Raw genomic sequence first — 15,114 nt, forward strand, 5'->3', positions numbered from 1 at the left:
TGCGGGAGGAGTGGCCGCACTGGCTGACCATCGATTCCAAATGCCTGAACACGCGCGAGCAGGTGCTGATCCGCGATTCCGCGAAGCCTCCGAAGCTGTCGGCCAACGGCTGTTCGGTGCTGTCCGGCGTGTGGAACGATCCTTACACCGGCGAGACCTTCACCGAACCGAAGCAGGTGGACATCGACCACCGCGTGCCGCTGGAGGAGACCTACGCCAGCGGCGGCTACGATTGGCCGCGCGAGAAGCGCGCCGCCTACGCCAACGATCTGAGCGACCCGCTCACCCTCGTCACCGTCTCGGCGGCGGCCAACCGCGCCAAGGGTTCGAAGGGGCCGGAGGACTGGCTGCCGCCGCGCGAGGAATACATCTGCGCCTATGTGGCGGGCTGGATCGCCGTGAAGGCGCGTTGGGAGCTGACCATGGACGAGCGGGAGCGCGTCACCGTCGGCAACATCCTGTCCGACTGCCGCCGCACCGCCGTGGGAAACCGGCCGGCCCGCTGACCGCCTTTTCAACAATTCCATGCGCCGGTATGCCTCGTCCGCAGCCAATGTCACTTTTGAAACCTGGACGAAGTTGATAGAACCTTCGTATGCGGTCTTCCTGACGGAACGGCGGCGGGGTGTTGAAGGGAGCGGCCGGGCGTCATGGCGAGGGAACGCGGTCTGCGGACAACGGTGGCTCTGACCGGCGCCGTTCTGGTCCTTGGCGTCTCCGTCGTGCTGGCGGCACTGACCGGCCTGCGCTCCCGCGAGCGGATCGAGAGCGAGATCGGTCATTCCCTGGCGGAGGCCGCGCACAACATGGCCGACCGGCTGGACCGCTCCATGTGGTCGCGCGCCAGCGAGATCAGCATGCTGGCCAAGCTCGGCATCACACCGGCCATGGACGATCCGGTCCGGCTGCGCTGGCTGCTGGATCAGTTCCAGGGCTTCTTCCCGACCGTCTCCTGGATGGGCGTGACCGACACCAAGGGCAAGGTTCTGGCCGCCACCGGCGGCCTGCTGGACGGCGTGGACATTTCCAAGCGCCCGGTCTTCCAGAACGGACAGAAATCGCAGTTCGTCGGCGACGTGCACGACGCGGTGATGCTGGCCTTCCTGCTGCCGAACCCGACGGGCGAGGCCATGAAGTTCGTGGACATCTCCACCCCCGTCCACAACGAGCGGGGCGAGGTCGTCGGCGTGCTGGCCACGCATCTGAGCTGGGAATGGACGCGCGAGATCCGCCGTTCCCTGATGGACACCATGCGGGGCCGCGCGGAGCTGGAGCTGATCGTGGTCGCGGCCGACCGCACGGTGCTGCTCGGCCCCCGCGAGCTGCTCGGCACTCCCCTCGACATCGAGGCGGTCCGGAACGCGCAGAAGAACGAGAGCGGATGGATCGTGGAGCGCTGGCCGGACGGGCAGCGCTACCTGACTGGCTACGCCTATGGCAACGGCTATCTGAGCTATCCGGGCCTGGGCTGGAGCGTGGTGGCCCGCCAGCCTCTGGCCGTCGCCTACGCCCCGGCCACCGCCCAGATGGTCGAGACGGTGCTGGCCGGCGGCGCCATGGTGCTTCTGTTCAGCGTGCTCGGCTGGATGGCCGCCGGACGGGTCACCCGACCGCTGCGCCGCATCGCCCAGGCGGCGGAGCGCATCCGCAGCGGCGAACGCGGGGCGGAAATGCCGGTGCTGGGCGGCAGCGCCGAGATCACCTCGCTGTCGGCGACCCTGCGCGATCTGGTGGACGGGCTGACCCACCGCGACGCCGCCCTGGTCCGGCTGGAGGACATCGCCTATCAGGACCGGCTGACCGGCCTGCCGAATCGCCGCTATTTCGAGCAGTATGTGGAAGCCACGACCGCCGGCAACGGCTCCGCCGCCTTCCTCTACATCGACCTGGATGGCTTCAAGCCGGTGAACGACCGGCTGGGTCACGACGCGGGCGACCTCGTGCTGCGTCAGGTGGGGGAGCGGCTGGCCGCCTGCTTCCGCGGCGACGACGTGGTGGCCCGGCTGGGCGGCGACGAGTTCGCGGCGGTGCTGCCGCAACGCGCCGGCGCCGAACCGCCCGACCTGGACGGGCTGGCCCGCCGCATCATCGAGGCGGTGAACGAACCCGTCAGCATCGACGGCGAGGCGGTGCGGGTCGGCTGCTCCCTCGGCATCGCGCTGTGGCCCGAGGATTCACCCGACGTGGCGGAAGCCCTGCGCCGCGCCGACCAGGCGCTCTATCAAGCCAAGCGCGCGGGCCGCAACCGCGGCATCCGCTGGACGGCCGGTCTGCCGCCCTCCCCCGCCGAGAGCCGGGGCATAGGCTCCGAGGCGACGACGACCTCGTCGTCCTAGGCCCCGCGGCCAAGCCACCGCCAAGCGGGGAACCGCGTCCGGCGGGCGTCCGGCCAGCGGTGGGTAAGGCCGTTGCACGCTGGAGCCTTGGCCCATTTCTGCCGTTTCATGTCCATCGAGCACGACTCGGACGGCCATGGCGGGAGATTGGAAGATGAGCCTCGACACCAAGGGACAGCGGGCCCGCATGCTGCGTCTGCTCGCCGTCGTCGAGCATTACGAGCGCAACAGCGCGGCGGGCGCGCAGTTGATGCGGGGCACGCGTTACGAGTTGGCGGTGCAGGCCACCGACGTGAACGGCGACCGCTGCCTGTTCCCGGCCTGCAACTGCACCCAGGCCGATTGCTCGCGCCAGCCGCCCGCCGGCCCGCAGCTCAGCTGGTGCGGCCCGCGCGGTGGCTGGAAGATGCGGTGAGCATCCGCAAGCGATGATCAGTAGTGGGGAGGGGGCGGCTCGTCCTGCGGCGCGCGAGGCATTCCGGACTCCAGCTCCGCCACCCGATCGCGCAAACGGCGCATCTGCGCCGTCATGAGGTCGATGGTCCGCCCCTGTTCGAACAGCACGGCGGACATCTCCTCGGCCATGCGCTCGTGATGGGCGAGACGGGTTTCCAACTCGGTCAGGCGGCTTTCGGTGTCGGCGTCCATGGATGGCCTTGCGGGTCGCGGAAGGGACAGATCTTTAGAACCGCTCCGCTCGCCAAGGCAAGATCAATGCTGAATCAATGCGACCGGTATCAATGCAGCCGGCTCGGGGCGATCACCCAGCGCTCGACGATCTGAAGCGCCTGCGGCACGTCCAGTTCCGGATGATGCCAACGCAGCACCACCGTGGCCGCTTCCAGCGCGTGGCGGTCGGGGCGCCCGCAATCGACCAGTTCGCGATAGGCGCGCTCCACCACGGGGCGGCAGCCGCAGACCGCGGCCTCGCAGGCGGCGAAGCGCTCCGCCGGATCGCGCTCCGGCCCGGTTCTCCGTTCCGCCGCCATCAGGCCGTCTCCGGGCCTTTGCGCTGGATGCGGCGCCCGAAGATCTCCAGCCTCTGCCCGATCATGTCGAAGCCGAGATGGCGGGCGATGCGGGTGACGGCGGCCTCCAGCTCCGGGTCCTGGAACTCCACCACCTCGCCGGTCTCGATGTCGATCAGGTGATGGTGGTGGTCGCCGCGCGCCTCCTCGTAGCGGGCGCGTCCATCGCCGAAATCGTGGCGCTGGATGATTCCGATCTCCTCGAACAGCCTCATCGAGCGATAGACGGTCGCCAGACTGATCCCGGCGTCGATCGCCGCCGCACGACGGTAGACCTCCTCCACATCGGGATGATCGGCGGCTTCCGACAGGACTCGGGCGATGATCCGGCGCTGGCCGGTCATCTTCAACCCCCGCTCGGCGCAGGCGCGTTCCAGCCGCGACGGCAGGGCTTCTTCGGGCGTGGTCACGGGGCCGGTCCTTTCCGATGCCTAACCCATGGACTCAAGAGATGGAGAGGAATGTCCGCAAGGACAACGGTCTTCCGCAAGAGCGGCCGCAAGACCTGCCTTTGGACCTGGACCAATGGCCGCCACCCCGGCCCAAAGCATCGGGCGGACCATCATCCGTGGGGCAGACGGACACATCCATTGCGCCGGCGCATCACCGCCCGATACCCCGGATGACCCGGACGGGCTCCCCCACCGGGACGCCGTACCCCACCTTCCGCCACAGCGTTTTTTGTCACAGTCATCCGTACATGATTCAGACGCTGGACGACAGGAAAGATCGGATGAGGTCAAAGTTTTCGAGTCGTCGATCCAATCCAGATTTTTGCGCGTAGACATTCGAAGCCGCCCCCCTTCATCACCATTCCCCGGGAAGACCGAGCCCATGGACATGAGGACTCTTGTCGAGGACGACGGCGACATCATCGACATCACGTTGCAGCCTCTGGAGAACCAGAAAGAATTTGAGAAGATTTGGATTGATCTGGAGCGGCGCGCCGACGGCTCCTTCTTCCTGAGCTGGCAGTGGATCGGCAACTGGCTGGCCTCCCTGCCGCGTGGCACACGCCCCCACGCGCTGGTCGCGCGGCGCGGCGGGCGGGTCGTCGGGCTGGCGCTCCTCTGCCCGCGCACGCAATGGCGCTTCGGCCTGCTGCGCACGCGCTGCTGGCTGCTGCACGAGACGGGGGAGCGGACCTTCGACCGGATTTTCGTTGAATACAACGGCATCCTCGCCGACCGGAACTGCGCGGATGCCGTGCTGGCCGCCTGTTTCGACTGGCTGGGGCGACGCCTGACCAATTGGGACGAGCTGGTGCTGGGCGGGCTGGAGCCGCAGGCGGAAGCGGCGGTGCGGCTCGCCGCGGCGCGGCAGGGCCACGCGCTGCAGGTCCGGGTGGCCGACAGCTGCCAATGGGTCGATCTGGAGGGCGTGCGCCGGCAGGGTGCGGGCTATCTCGCCAGCCTCGGCAAGAACACCCGCGCCGCGGTGCGCCGGGCCATGCGGCTCTACGCGGAGCGCGGCCCGCTGACCTACCGCGTCGCCGCGACGGCGGCGGAGGCGCTGGCGGATTTCCACGCCATGGAGGTCCTGCATCAGGCGAGCTGGAACGCCCGCGGCCAGTCCGGCGCCTTTTCCAACCCCGCCTTCCGGCCCTTTCACGAGCGGCTGATCGCCAACGGCGTGCCGGCCGGGACGGTGCGGCTGTGCCGGGTCAGCGCCGGGGACGCGGTCATCGGCTATCTCTACAACTTCGTCCATCGCGGGCGGGTGATGAACTATCAGGGCGGTTTCGCCTACGAGGCCGACAACCGGCTGAAGCCCGGCCTGGTCGCCCATGTCCTGGCCATCGAGGACACGCTGGCCCGCGGCGAGGACTGCTACGACTTCATGTCCACCCCGGCGGGGCACAAGCCGCTGCTGTCGAACACCGAGCAGCCGATGAACTGGATCGCGCTCGGCCCCGACCGGCTGAGCCGCCAGCTCGACACCCGCCTGCGCCGCGTCAAGGCTGGCTTGGCCGACCGGATGAGACGGCTGATCCGCAGCCCGCTGCCCCTGATGAACCGCTGACGCCGCCAGAACCGAAGCCGCAACCGCAGGACCGCCGACCGGGCGGTTGGAGGATGCCGAGAATGAGAAACACCCCCGCCGCCAAATCCGCCGCCGCCAAATCCGCCGCCGCTGAAGCCTCCCCCGCCAACGCCGCCTTGGCCTGCGTGATGGGCGACATGGACATGGTGCGCCCGCTGGGGCTGGCCGGGCTGCGCTGCGCCGTCGTCACCCATCCCGGCGCCCCCGCCCTGCATTCGCGCTTCACCAGGGACGCCATCCTGTGGGACGACCCGGCGCACAACCCGGACGGGCTGGTCGAGGTGATGATGGCCTTCGCCAAGGGCCAGCCGGAAAAGCCGGTCCTCTATTATCAGGACGACACCCAGCTCCTGCTCGTCTCGCGCAACCGCGACCGGCTGGCCGAGGGGTTCCGCTTCGCCATCGCCGACGCCGAACTGGTCGAGGATCTGGTGGACAAGGGCCGCTTCCAGGCGCTGGCCGAGCGGCTGAACCTGCCCGTCCCGGCGACCCGCCGCCTTTCCCCGACCCGCGAGGCCGCACCCGACGTGGTGGACCTGCGCTTCCCCCTGATCGTCAAGCCGCTGACCCGCCGCCGGGTGTGGGACGAGGCGGACGGCTTCGCCAAGGCCATCCAGGTCGATTCCGCGGACGAGCTGCGCGCCCTGTGGCCGCGGCTGGCGGCGGTCGGGCTCGACCTGCTGGTCCAGGAGATGGTCCCCGGCCCGGAGACCCGGATCGAGAGCTACCACGTCTATGTCGACGAGGGCGGCGGCGTGGCCGGGGAGTTCACGGGCGCCAAGATCCGCACCTACCCGCTGGCCTACGGGCACAGCACCGCCCTGACCATCACCGACGCGCCGGATGTGGCGGCGCTGGGCCGCTCGCTGACCGAACGGCTGGGGCTGCGCGGCGTCGCCAAATTCGACTTCAAGCGCGCCCCGGACGGCGCGCTGCATCTGCTGGAAGTCAACCCGCGCTTCAACCTGTGGCACCATCTGGGGGCGGTGGCCGGGGTCAACCTGCCGGCGCTGGTCCACGCCGACCTTCTGGGCTTGCCGCGCCCGGCGGTGGGCAAGGCGCGGGCCGGGGCACGCTGGTGCCACATCACCAAGGACCGGCTGGCCGCCCGGGACAGCGGCCTGTCGATGGCCGCGTGGCTGCCCTGGGTGCTGGGCTGCGAGGCCAAGGCCATCGCGCTCGACGACCCGATGCCCTTCCTGCACAACCAGCTCGCCCGCTTCCTGCCGTCGCGCGCGCACCACGACGCGCCCGACGGCGCGATGAAGGCCCAGTGAGGGTGCCGCAGCGATGAGGATCGGCATCCTGTCGGACGTCCACGCCAATCTCGAGGCGCTGGAGGCCACGCTGGCCGACATGGGCGGCGCGGGGGTGGAGCGCGTCGTCTGCCTGGGCGACGTGGTGGGCTACAACACCGACCCGTCGCCCTGCATCAGGCTGCTGCGCGAGGCCGGGGCGGTCTGCGTCGCCGGCAACCACGACCGCGCGGTGACCCGCCAGATTCCCACCGACGGCTTCAGCGTCCGCGCCATCCGGGCCATCGCCTGGACGCGCAAGCGCCTGCCGCCCGACGACGTCGCGTGGCTGTCCGCCCTGCCGCTGAAGACCAGCGTCGGCGAGCATCTCGTCGCCGTCCACGGGGCGCTTCATGTGGACCGGGGCTGCGAGCTGGTCCGGCTGAACAGCGAGGATCGGATGCGGCGCACGGCGCAGGCCCTGCTCGTCCACCCCTCCGGCGCCCGCGTCTGCGCCTACGGGCACACGCACCGGCTCGGCATCCACGAGTACCGCAACGGCGAGCTGTGGGAGCACGACCCCGACAGCGAGGTCGCCTTGCGCGGCGGCTCCTGCTTCCTGCTCAACCCCGGCACGGTGGGGGAGCCGCGCAGCGAGGAGCGGCGGGCGACCTGGATGCTGTTCGACACCGGCCGGCGGACGGTGAGCGTGCGGCGGGTCGCCTACGACGACCGCGCGGCCTTCGACAAGACGCGCCGGGCGGGGATCGAGCCGCGGCGCCTGCTGGCCATCCCGGCCCCCCTGCGCGCCGCCCTTCAGGGGGGGCTGCGGCGGATGGGGATTTACGAGATGGTGCGGCGGGTCATCAACTCGTGACCCATGTCCTCATTGGACCGTCGCCAGCATCAGCAGCGACGCGCCGAGCGGCAACAGGGCGAGCAGCAGCTTGAGCATGGGGCCGGCCATCGGGGTCTCGCAAGAGGGGTCTGTGAACGCGCGTGACTGTAGCCGGACGGCGGGCGATTTTCTGTGACAAATCCCACAACCCAGCCATCCCGTCCCGCTTCCTGAAAAATTTTCCTTTTGATCCAATCTCTCGGAAAATCCGTATCAACTCTTTGGTGCTATCGTCGGTTCCGCCGCAGGATGGGCTTTCGGCGACCGGCGGCATCCAACGAATCTTCGACGATACGGACCGGCGGGAGTGTGGACAATGAATTGGTTCCGAAACGCCAAGGTCGGCCTTCGGCTGATGCTGAGCTTCTCAAGCATCCTGGTGCTCATGGTCGCGCTGGCGGCCATCGCCATCTACAAGGTCAACAGCATCAACGACAGCCTTTCCACGATCAACGACGTCAACAACGTCAAGCAGCGCTACGCCATCAACTTCCGCGGCAGCGTGCATGACCGGGCGATCAGCCTGCGCGACGTCACGCTCCTGTCCGACGCGTCGGCGCTGAAGGCCGAACTGGCCACCATCGACCGGCTGGCCGCCGACTACGCGCGCTCGGCCGAGCAGATGGACCGCATGTTCGCCGCCGGCACCCACATCTCCGCCCGGGAACGGGACATTCTCGCCTCCATCAAGGAAACCGAGGCCAAGACCCTGCCGCTGGCCCGCAGCGTCATCGAGGCGCGCCAGGCCGGCGACGGCGCCCGCGCCGTCAAGATCCTGGTCGAGCAGGCCCGCCCCGGATTCACCGAGTGGCTGGCCCGCATCAACGCCTTCATCGACCTCCAGGAAGCCGAGAGCCAGGCGGTGGCCAAGCACGCCCGGACGGTGTCCGAGACCTTCCAGGTCCTGATGATCTCGCTGTGCGCGGTGACCGTCCTGCTCGGCGCCGGGCTCGCCTGGTGGTCGATCCTGACGGTGCGGCCGCTGCGCCGCCTGACCGACACCACGCTGAAGCTGGCCGAGGGCGATCTGAGCATCGAAGTGCCGCAGGCGACCAGCCGCGACGAGGTCGGCGAGATCATCCGCGCCGTGCAGGTCTTCAAGGACAACATGGTCCGCGCCCGCCGCATGGAGTCGGAGAAGGAAGAGACGGAACGCCGCGCCGAGGCCGAGAAGCGTGAGGCGATGAGCGGGCTTGCCGACCAGTTCGAGCGCAGCGTCGGCTCCATCGTCGAGCTGGTGTCCCACGCCGCCGCCGAGCTGGAAGGCGCCGCCCAGACGCTGAACGCCACCATGGAGCGCGCCAACGATCAGGCCGGCACCGTCGCCGCCGCGGCGACCCAGGCGACGGCCAACGTGGAATCGGTGGCCACCGCCTGTGGTGAACTCGCCGGGTCGGTCAGCAGCATCGGCCAGCAGGTCCGCCAGTCCGCCGACATCGCCAACCGCGCCGTGCGCAACGCCGAGGACACCCAGGCGACCGCCGAGGGTCTGGTCAGCACGTCGCAGAAGATCGGCGAGGTGGTGCAGCTCATCAACTCGATCGCCCAGCAGACCAACCTGCTGGCGCTGAACGCGACCATCGAGGCGGCACGTGCGGGCGAGGCCGGCAAGGGCTTCGCGGTGGTGGCGAGCGAGGTGAAGAATCTCGCCAACCAGACCGCCAAGGCGACCGAGGACATCACCGCCCAGATCGCCGGGGTGCAGGACGTGACCCTGCGCACGGTGCAGTCGATCCGGGAGATCGCCCAGGTCATCGGGGAAAGCAGCCAGATCGCCGACGACATCGCCCAGGCGGTGGAGCAGCAGGGCATCGCCACGCAGGAGATCGCCCGCAACGTCCAGCAGGCCTCGGCGGGCACCGCGGAGGTGTCGGGGGCCATCGTGCAGGTCAGCGGCGCCGCCTCGCAGGGCGGAACCGCGGCGGGCCGCGTGCTGGGCAGCGCGCAGGAACTGAGCCGCTCCGCCGCGCGTCTGCGGACGGAGGTCAGCGGCTTCCTCGCAAAGGTCCGCGCGGCGTAAGGAGGGGCTTCATTCCCTCTCCCCCCTGGGGAGAGGGTTAGGGTGAGGGGGTTGCGCGTGTCGGTATGTCCGGCAAAAGCGCAACCCCCTCACCGGCCCTTCGGGCCACCCTCTCCCCAGAGGGGAGAGGGCTATATCGGGCCTCACGCCGGGGAGCGGTCCTTGTACTTCACGATGACGTACAGCGCGTGGATCATGCCCGGAATGTAGCCGAGCAGGGTCAGCAGCACGTTGATCCAGAACTGGGCGCCAAACCCCACCTGGAGGAAGACGCCGACGGGCGGCAGCAGAAGCGCCAGGATGATGCGTATGATGTCCATGCCGCGATAACGCTCCCGCCCCGCCCCCGGTTCCCTTCGTCTTTCGTGATCCTCAGCCCAGCAGCCCGATCTGGTCGAAGGGCAGGTGGTCGAACCCGTGCTGGTACACCGCGGAGCCCGCCGCCGGCGCGAAGTTGTCGTGCGCGGCGTCGGTGAACTGCGGGTCGAAGGTGAAGGACCCCTTGTCGTAGCCGGCGGCCTGCCACTGCGCCAGCGTGCCGGTGGCGCCGTTGGCCATCACCTGCGGCCAGGCCTGGAACAGCGCCTCGTTGGGGTCGAGGTCGGCGTAGAAGTTGCCGGTGAAGGTCCCCGCCGTCTTCGGCCCGTCAAGGGCGACCGCCCGGCCGTCCCCGGCGTCCACGATGTTCTGGGTGATGGTGTTGTTCGCCATCGGCGTGCCCTTCCAGCCGCCCCAGCCGACGCTCTGCTGCAGGCCGATCTGGGTGCCCAGATTGTCGGCCAGGATGTTGTCGGTGACCGTGTTGTTCCAGCCGCCGTGCAGGAAGATGCCGCCGACGTTGTCGTGGACGACGTTGCCCTTCACCGTGGTGCCGCTGGTCCAGTCGTCCAGATAGATGCCCCAGCTCACCAGCTTCGTCGGGTCGAGGAAGGTGGGGGAGACCTTGCCGTCCCAGGTCACGTTGCCGAAGGCGGTGGTGCCCGACACCTCGTTGTAGGCCACGGTGTGGCCGGCCAGATCCTGCTGGCGGTTGATCAGGTAGATGCCGCCGCCGTCGCTGGTCTCCTGGTTGGCGCCGACGATCTTGTTGTGGGTGATCGTCGCCCGGTAGGTGGCGTCGCCCGAGGCCTGGACGGAGCCGACCGCGATGGCCTTGCCCGGCGTGTCCTCGATCTGGTTGTGGGTGATGGAGACGTCGTTGCTGCCGTTCACCCACAGCGCGTCGCCGCCGTGGTCGACGGCGCTGGCGTGCTGGATCAGGTTGTCCGACACCTTGGTGAAGTTGGACCCCGCCTTGACGTAGACGGCCTCGCGCCCGGTCTCGGCGAAATGGTTGCCGGAGACGGTGCTGTTGGCGCTGCCCTCCACCGTGATGCCGTAGCCGGTGTTGGTGACGGTGTTGTTCTTGAAGGTCAGGCCGGCGGCGTTGTTGGCGTAGACCGCATGGCCGTCCGGCGCGCCGTCGGTCAGGGTCAGCCCCTCGATCGTCACGTTCTTGGCACCGCCCAGCCCGACCAGCACGGGAAGCTGCGCCGCGACGACCTTGTGCCCGGCGACCGCCCCGCCCTCCGGCTTGAACAGCACCTGGTTGGACGCCTTGTCGAAGAACCATTCCCGCGGGGCGTCGAGCTGGTCCTTGCCGTTGAACAGGTAGAAGCGGCTGCCGGCGCCGAGCGCGTCGTAGGTGCCCTGGGCCAGCGTGATGGTGTTGCTGCCGTAGTCGATGCTCTTCACCGGCACGGTCATGTTGTCGTAGCCGTGCTGGCTGAAGACGCTGACCATCAGCCCGTCGGTGCTGGAATAGGTTGGGATCGCCCCCGCCTTGAAGCCGAACTGGGTGTAGGCGTTGGCCCCGGCCTTGGTGGCGATCAGCCAGCCGCCGTCGATGGGGTGGCTGGGGTCGGCGTTGGGCGTGCGGGCGACCGTCTGCCGGTCACCGTCCATCGACAGGTCGAGCACCGCCTTGGACCCGCCGGGAAGCTGCGCGCTGTAGAGGCCGTTGCCGCGCGACACCCAGTTCTCGACCAGCGAGCCGCCGTGGAAGACCGGCTTCTCGCTGCCGTAGGCGGCGAAGCGGACGCCGCTGTCCTGGCCGTCCAGCCAGAGCATGTCCTTCATGTAGTAGTCGCCGCCGCGGACGTAGGTCACGTCGATGTTCGGGTCGGCGCGCATGGCGTCGCGGGCGGCGGTCAGCGTCGCCTTCGGCCCATCGGTGCCGTTGGCGTTGGGGGCGGCCAGCTTGCCGGACCAGCTGTCCTTGCCGTTGGTCGCCACGAAGATCGCCGGCCCGGTCGGGGCGGGCGACGGCGTGGGATTTGGGGCCGGGGTCGGTGTGGGCGTGGCCGTGCCGGTGGCGAAGAAGCTCTTGTCGGCGTCGACGACCAGCGTGCCGTTCCACCACAGGCCGGACTGGCCCTTGACCACGTCCTTGCCGTCCAAGGCACCCTTGTCGTAGGTGACGATGCTGTCGGTGGCGGCGACGGACTTGCCGTTGATGGTGACCTTGTTGACGATCAGCGAGCGGTCCTGCCCGTTCACCACGGCGTCGTTGTCATACTGGATCTGCACCTTGTGCGCCTGGTCCGGTGCCACGTTGGCGGTGAAGCTGTAGTCCTTGGCCGCGGTGCCGACCGTGCCCTCCCCCACCTTCTTGCCGTCGACCATCAGGTTGAAATGCGCGTTGGTGCCGCCCGCCGCGATGCCCTGCGCGTTCACCACGAAGGTCGAGGTTCCGGCGACAGGCGCCGCCGGGGCGGCGGGGAAGTCGGCGGCCGGGGTGTCGACCACCAGCGTGCCGTTCCACCACATTCCGGACTGGCCCTTGACCACGTCCTTGCCGTCCAGCGCCCCCTTGTCGTAGGTGACGTTGGCGTCGGTCGGCTTGTGGGTCTTGCCGTTGATGGTGACCCCGCTGACGATCAGCGAGCGGTCCTGCCCGTTCACCACGGCGTCGTTGTCGTATTGGATCTGCACCTTGTGCGCCTGCGCCGCGGTGACCGGCACCGTAAAGCTGTAGGCGGTCGGGCTGCTGGCGTTGACGGTTGCCTGGCCCACCTCGACGCCGTCGATCAACAGGCGGAAATGCGGCCAGATGCCTCCGGCGGACTGCCCATAGGCGTTCACGACAATCTTGGCGTCGGTCTTGCCCGTGGTGGTCGAAGCCATTGGATGGTTCCCTCGCTCTTATGCTCAACGGCCGCGAGCATGGCGGGGTCGGCCAGACATTTGTGCGCCATTTTGATAACAGGCGAGGGCCGCCGGGTCCGTGCTTCTATCCGGCGCCGCCTATGACGGGAGAGGCGGTTGAACGGGAGTCATACGCACCAAAGCGCAGGCTCCCCCGGATTAAAGAGATGCCTTACGTGTTGATGGCTTATACGGAACCAAGAGGCAGAGACCCCATGAAGAAGATCGCTGTTACCGCCTTCGTCGCCCTGTCGCTTGCCGCCTGCCAGAGCGGCGGCAGCGGCATCGGGACCAAGCAGACGGTCGGCGCGCTCGGCGGCGCGGCGGCCGGCGGCGTGATCGGCTCGCAGTTCGGCGGCGGCACCGGCAAGCTCATCACCACCGGTGTGGGCACGCTGCTCGGCGCCTATCTCGGCAGCGAGCTCGGCCAGTCGCTCGACCGCGCGGACGAGGGCTACGCCCAGCGCGCCGCCACCCAGGCCTACGCGGCGCCGATGGGCTCGACCATCCAGTGGAACAACCCGGAATCGGGCAACCGCGGCACCATCACCCCGATCCGCGACGGCCGCGACAACTCGGGCAACTATTGCCGCGAGTACCAGCAGACCGTCTATGTCGGCGGCAAGGCCGAGCGGGCCAACGGCACCGCCTGCCAGCAGCCGGACGGCAGCTGGCGCATCGTGTCCTAACACCCGGCACGCCCCCACCCCGGCCGTCCCGCCGCACTCTGCGGAACTGGCGGCCGGGGCGGGAGCCCCCGTCAGGATGCCGGAAGCGCGGTCAGCCGGATCGCCACCTGCTTGGTGTGCGGGCTGACAGCGATGATCTCCCAGGCCGCACCGGACTCGGCGGCGTATTCCAGGAAGGCGCGGTACTCGTCCTCGCGCCACGTCCGGTTCCCGATGAACTCGTCGAAGACCAGCACCGTCCCCGCCCGGAAGCGGGGCGCCAGGGCGGTCAGCACCGTCCGCGCCGAGGAATAGATGTCGCTGTCCACATTGACGAAGCGCACCGCGCCGTCATGGGCCGCCAGGAAGGGCGGCAGCGTGTCCTCGAACCAGCCCGCGTGCAGCACCGCGTTGTCGCGCACCGGCGGAAGGCTCTTGCCGGTGCTGAGCACGCCGCGCGGCGCGTTCACCCAGCCTTCCGGCAACCCTTCGAACGAATCGAAGCCGTGCACGGTCTGCCCGGCCACGTCGGCGATCTGGTTCAGCGAGGTGCCGCGGCGCACGCCGAACTCCAGCACCAGACCGGGCACCTCCGTCCGCTCCAGCGCGAAGCGCAGCAGTTCCGCCCCGACTCCGAACAGCCGGACGTCTTGTGCCAACCGCGGGCGAATCGCCGTCACCGCCTCGACCAGGGCCAAGCGCTTCGGCTGACCGGTCAGCTTCTCGCCATACAGCGCCTCGGCCTCCGCATCGCGGCCCAGCAACAGCAGGTAGGCGCACAGGAAGCCCCAGTATTTGCCCGCCGCCCCCGGACAGTCGGCGGCCCGGCGCAGGCGGCGCAGCGCGTCCTCCACCCCGTTCAGGCCCAGCGCCGCGGCGTGGCTGCCGAACCACGCGGCGGCGTGCTCCGGGTCGTCGGCCAGCCGTTCGTCGAAGACGGCCAGCGCGCCCGCGGCGTCACCGAGATGGGCGAGGCTGACCGCCCGCTCATAGAGGATGTCCGCGGACCGGTTCCCGGCGGCCAGCGCCTCCCCGGTCACCCGCAAAGCCTCCTCATAGAGGGCGTCACGGCGGTAGACGCCGGCCAGCGCCTCAGGGAGGCCGGGGAAGGCGGGATCGACCACGGCCACCCGCTCCAGCCACCGCACCGCCCGCAGGCGGTCCCCGGCGGCCAGCACGGCCTGGGCCATATGATAGAGGGTCTCCGCATGCTCCGGCGCGCGCGCCAGGGCACGGCGCAGCGCGGCGATGGCGGCCGCGGCGTCGCGCCGGCCGAGAGCGGCCATGCCGGTCAGCCGGTCGCGCTCGGCCCTGTTGTGTTCGGCCCGGTCGCGTTCTGCGGAACCGCCGGACTCCGGCGCGGTGTCCCGCAGCAGGCGCACCGCCTGCCGGTAATGCCGCGCCGCGATCAGGCGGCGCGCCTCGGTCAGAACCTCATCCACGGGGAAAACCTGTCGGTCGGGCATGGTCGGAATGGGGCACAGATGCCCCGCGTAAGCGGCGGGATGCAAGCGCCGCCTGCGCCCCCCGCGGGGGTGAAAAGAAAGAAATGCCCCCTTCGATATTTTTCCCTTTGACAGGGGGCCGCCTGGATTGCTATTCACCCGCTCCCGCCGGACGCTGCCGTAGCTCAGTGGTAGAGCACTCCCTTGGTAAGGGAGAGGTCGAGAGTTCAATCCTCTCTGGCAGCACCATGGGGC

General features: G+C 69.3%; 14 protein-coding genes and 1 tRNA gene. 9 read left to right on the plus strand and 6 right to left on the minus strand.

Going from position 1 to position 15,114, the window contains the following annotated elements:
- From GBZ26_RS17310 to GBZ26_RS17320, 3 genes are all read left to right on the plus strand, one after another.
- On the plus strand, nt 1–506 hold a 506-nt coding region (locus GBZ26_RS17310), incomplete at its 5' end, for an HNH endonuclease family protein (protein WP_174439898.1).
- 144 nt (nt 507–650) lie between these two features.
- Nucleotides 651–2,336, plus strand: a complete 1,686-nt coding sequence (locus GBZ26_RS17315) for a GGDEF domain-containing protein (protein WP_174439899.1) — start codon at nt 651–653, stop codon at nt 2,334–2,336.
- 154 nt (nt 2,337–2,490) lie between these two features.
- Nucleotides 2,491–2,751: a hypothetical protein gene (locus tag GBZ26_RS17320; RefSeq protein WP_174439900.1), complete on the plus strand. Its 261-nt coding sequence runs from the start codon at nt 2,491–2,493 to the stop codon at nt 2,749–2,751.
- Nucleotides 2,752–2,768: 17 nt separating this feature from the next.
- On the opposite strand, the gene GBZ26_RS17325 is transcribed toward GBZ26_RS17320, so the two are convergent.
- The 3 genes from GBZ26_RS17325 to GBZ26_RS17335 all read right to left on the minus strand — a co-directional run bounded on the left by GBZ26_RS17325 (nt 2,769) and on the right by GBZ26_RS17335 (nt 3,753).
- The gene (locus GBZ26_RS17325; RefSeq protein WP_174439901.1) at nt 2,769–2,984 is read right to left on the minus strand and encodes a SlyX family protein; all 216 of its coding nucleotides are present in this window, start codon (nt 2,982–2,984) and stop codon (nt 2,769–2,771) included.
- Nucleotides 2,985–3,073: 89 nt separating this feature from the next.
- The gene (locus GBZ26_RS17330) at nt 3,074–3,325 is read right to left on the minus strand and encodes a hypothetical protein (protein ID WP_137104668.1); all 252 of its coding nucleotides are present in this window, start codon (nt 3,323–3,325) and stop codon (nt 3,074–3,076) included.
- Nucleotides 3,325–3,753, minus strand: a complete 429-nt coding sequence (locus GBZ26_RS17335; protein ID WP_035677391.1) for a Fur family transcriptional regulator — start codon at nt 3,751–3,753, stop codon at nt 3,325–3,327. The genes GBZ26_RS17330 and GBZ26_RS17335 overlap by 1 nt, the downstream gene beginning before the upstream one ends.
- Before the next feature lie 445 nt (nt 3,754–4,198).
- Between GBZ26_RS17335 and GBZ26_RS17340 the strand changes: the two genes are divergently transcribed.
- The 4 genes from GBZ26_RS17340 to GBZ26_RS17355 all read left to right on the plus strand — a co-directional run bounded on the left by GBZ26_RS17340 (nt 4,199) and on the right by GBZ26_RS17355 (nt 9,560).
- Nucleotides 4,199–5,386: a GNAT family N-acetyltransferase gene (locus GBZ26_RS17340; RefSeq protein WP_174439902.1), complete on the plus strand. Its 1,188-nt coding sequence runs from the start codon at nt 4,199–4,201 to the stop codon at nt 5,384–5,386.
- Nucleotides 5,387–5,448: 62 nt separating this feature from the next.
- The gene (locus GBZ26_RS17345; RefSeq protein WP_246653844.1) at nt 5,449–6,684 is read left to right on the plus strand and encodes a carboxylate--amine ligase; all 1,236 of its coding nucleotides are present in this window, start codon (nt 5,449–5,451) and stop codon (nt 6,682–6,684) included.
- 13 nt (nt 6,685–6,697) lie between these two features.
- Complete coding sequence (locus tag GBZ26_RS17350) at nt 6,698–7,519, plus strand: metallophosphoesterase family protein (RefSeq protein WP_174439903.1); 822 nt, start codon at nt 6,698–6,700, stop codon at nt 7,517–7,519.
- Between the two features lie 337 nt (nt 7,520–7,856).
- Nucleotides 7,857–9,560, plus strand: a complete 1,704-nt coding sequence (locus tag GBZ26_RS17355; protein ID WP_174439904.1) for a methyl-accepting chemotaxis protein — start codon at nt 7,857–7,859, stop codon at nt 9,558–9,560.
- A gap of 143 nt (nt 9,561–9,703) precedes the next feature.
- Here GBZ26_RS17355 and GBZ26_RS17360 read toward each other — a convergent pair whose 3' ends face one another.
- Together GBZ26_RS17360 and GBZ26_RS17365 are read right to left on the minus strand one after the other, a co-directional pair.
- Complete coding sequence (locus GBZ26_RS17360) at nt 9,704–9,880, minus strand: YqaE/Pmp3 family membrane protein (protein WP_040134614.1); 177 nt, start codon at nt 9,878–9,880, stop codon at nt 9,704–9,706.
- Between the two features lie 52 nt (nt 9,881–9,932).
- Nucleotides 9,933–12,725 carry a carbohydrate-binding domain-containing protein gene (locus tag GBZ26_RS17365; protein ID WP_174439905.1) on the minus strand — a complete coding sequence of 931 codons (2,793 nt, stop codon included), beginning with the start codon at nt 12,723–12,725 and terminating at the stop codon, nt 9,933–9,935.
- A gap of 236 nt (nt 12,726–12,961) precedes the next feature.
- Here GBZ26_RS17365 and GBZ26_RS17370 point away from each other — a divergent pair, with 236 nt between their 5' ends.
- Nucleotides 12,962–13,435, plus strand: coding sequence for an RT0821/Lpp0805 family surface protein (locus GBZ26_RS17370; protein WP_014197686.1), 474 nt, complete (start codon nt 12,962–12,964; stop codon nt 13,433–13,435).
- 71 nt (nt 13,436–13,506) lie between these two features.
- Here the strand turns inward: GBZ26_RS17370 and GBZ26_RS17375 are convergent, their stop codons facing one another.
- Entirely contained in the window at nt 13,507–14,856 is a 1,350-nt protein-coding gene (locus GBZ26_RS17375; RefSeq protein WP_343207252.1) for a class I SAM-dependent methyltransferase, read from the minus strand.
- A gap of 177 nt (nt 14,857–15,033) precedes the next feature.
- Here GBZ26_RS17375 and GBZ26_RS17380 point away from each other — a divergent pair.
- A tRNA-Thr gene (locus tag GBZ26_RS17380) sits at nt 15,034–15,108 on the plus strand.
- The last annotated feature ends 6 nt before the right edge of the window (nt 15,109–15,114 follow it).

The sequence above is a fragment of the Azospirillum formosense genome (assembly GCF_013340925.1).
GTDB lineage: Bacteria > Pseudomonadota > Alphaproteobacteria > Azospirillales > Azospirillaceae > Azospirillum > Azospirillum formosense.

Bases quoted from the DNA above. Each gene is read 5' to 3' on its own strand.
- GBZ26_RS17340 (WP_174439902.1), top strand. From the start codon at position 4,199: ATGGACATGAGGACTCTTGTCGAGGACGACGGCGACATCATCGACATC.
- GBZ26_RS17370 (WP_014197686.1), top strand. From the start codon at position 12,962: ATGAAGAAGATCGCTGTTACCGCCTTCGTCGCCCTGTCGCTTGCCGCC.
- GBZ26_RS17330 (WP_137104668.1), bottom strand. From the start codon at position 3,325: ATGGCGGCGGAACGGAGAACCGGGCCGGAGCGCGATCCGGCGGAGCGC.
- GBZ26_RS17365 (WP_174439905.1), bottom strand. From the start codon at position 12,725: ATGGCTTCGACCACCACGGGCAAGACCGACGCCAAGATTGTCGTGAAC.
- GBZ26_RS17345 (WP_246653844.1), top strand. From the start codon at position 5,449: ATGAGAAACACCCCCGCCGCCAAATCCGCCGCCGCCAAATCCGCCGCC.
- GBZ26_RS17350 (WP_174439903.1), top strand. From the start codon at position 6,698: ATGAGGATCGGCATCCTGTCGGACGTCCACGCCAATCTCGAGGCGCTG.
- GBZ26_RS17315 (WP_174439899.1), top strand. From the start codon at position 651: ATGGCGAGGGAACGCGGTCTGCGGACAACGGTGGCTCTGACCGGCGCC.
- GBZ26_RS17325 (WP_174439901.1), bottom strand. From the start codon at position 2,984: ATGGACGCCGACACCGAAAGCCGCCTGACCGAGTTGGAAACCCGTCTC.
- GBZ26_RS17320 (WP_174439900.1), top strand. From the start codon at position 2,491: ATGAGCCTCGACACCAAGGGACAGCGGGCCCGCATGCTGCGTCTGCTC.
- GBZ26_RS17355 (WP_174439904.1), top strand. From the start codon at position 7,857: ATGAATTGGTTCCGAAACGCCAAGGTCGGCCTTCGGCTGATGCTGAGC.
- GBZ26_RS17360 (WP_040134614.1), bottom strand. From the start codon at position 9,880: ATGGACATCATACGCATCATCCTGGCGCTTCTGCTGCCGCCCGTCGGC.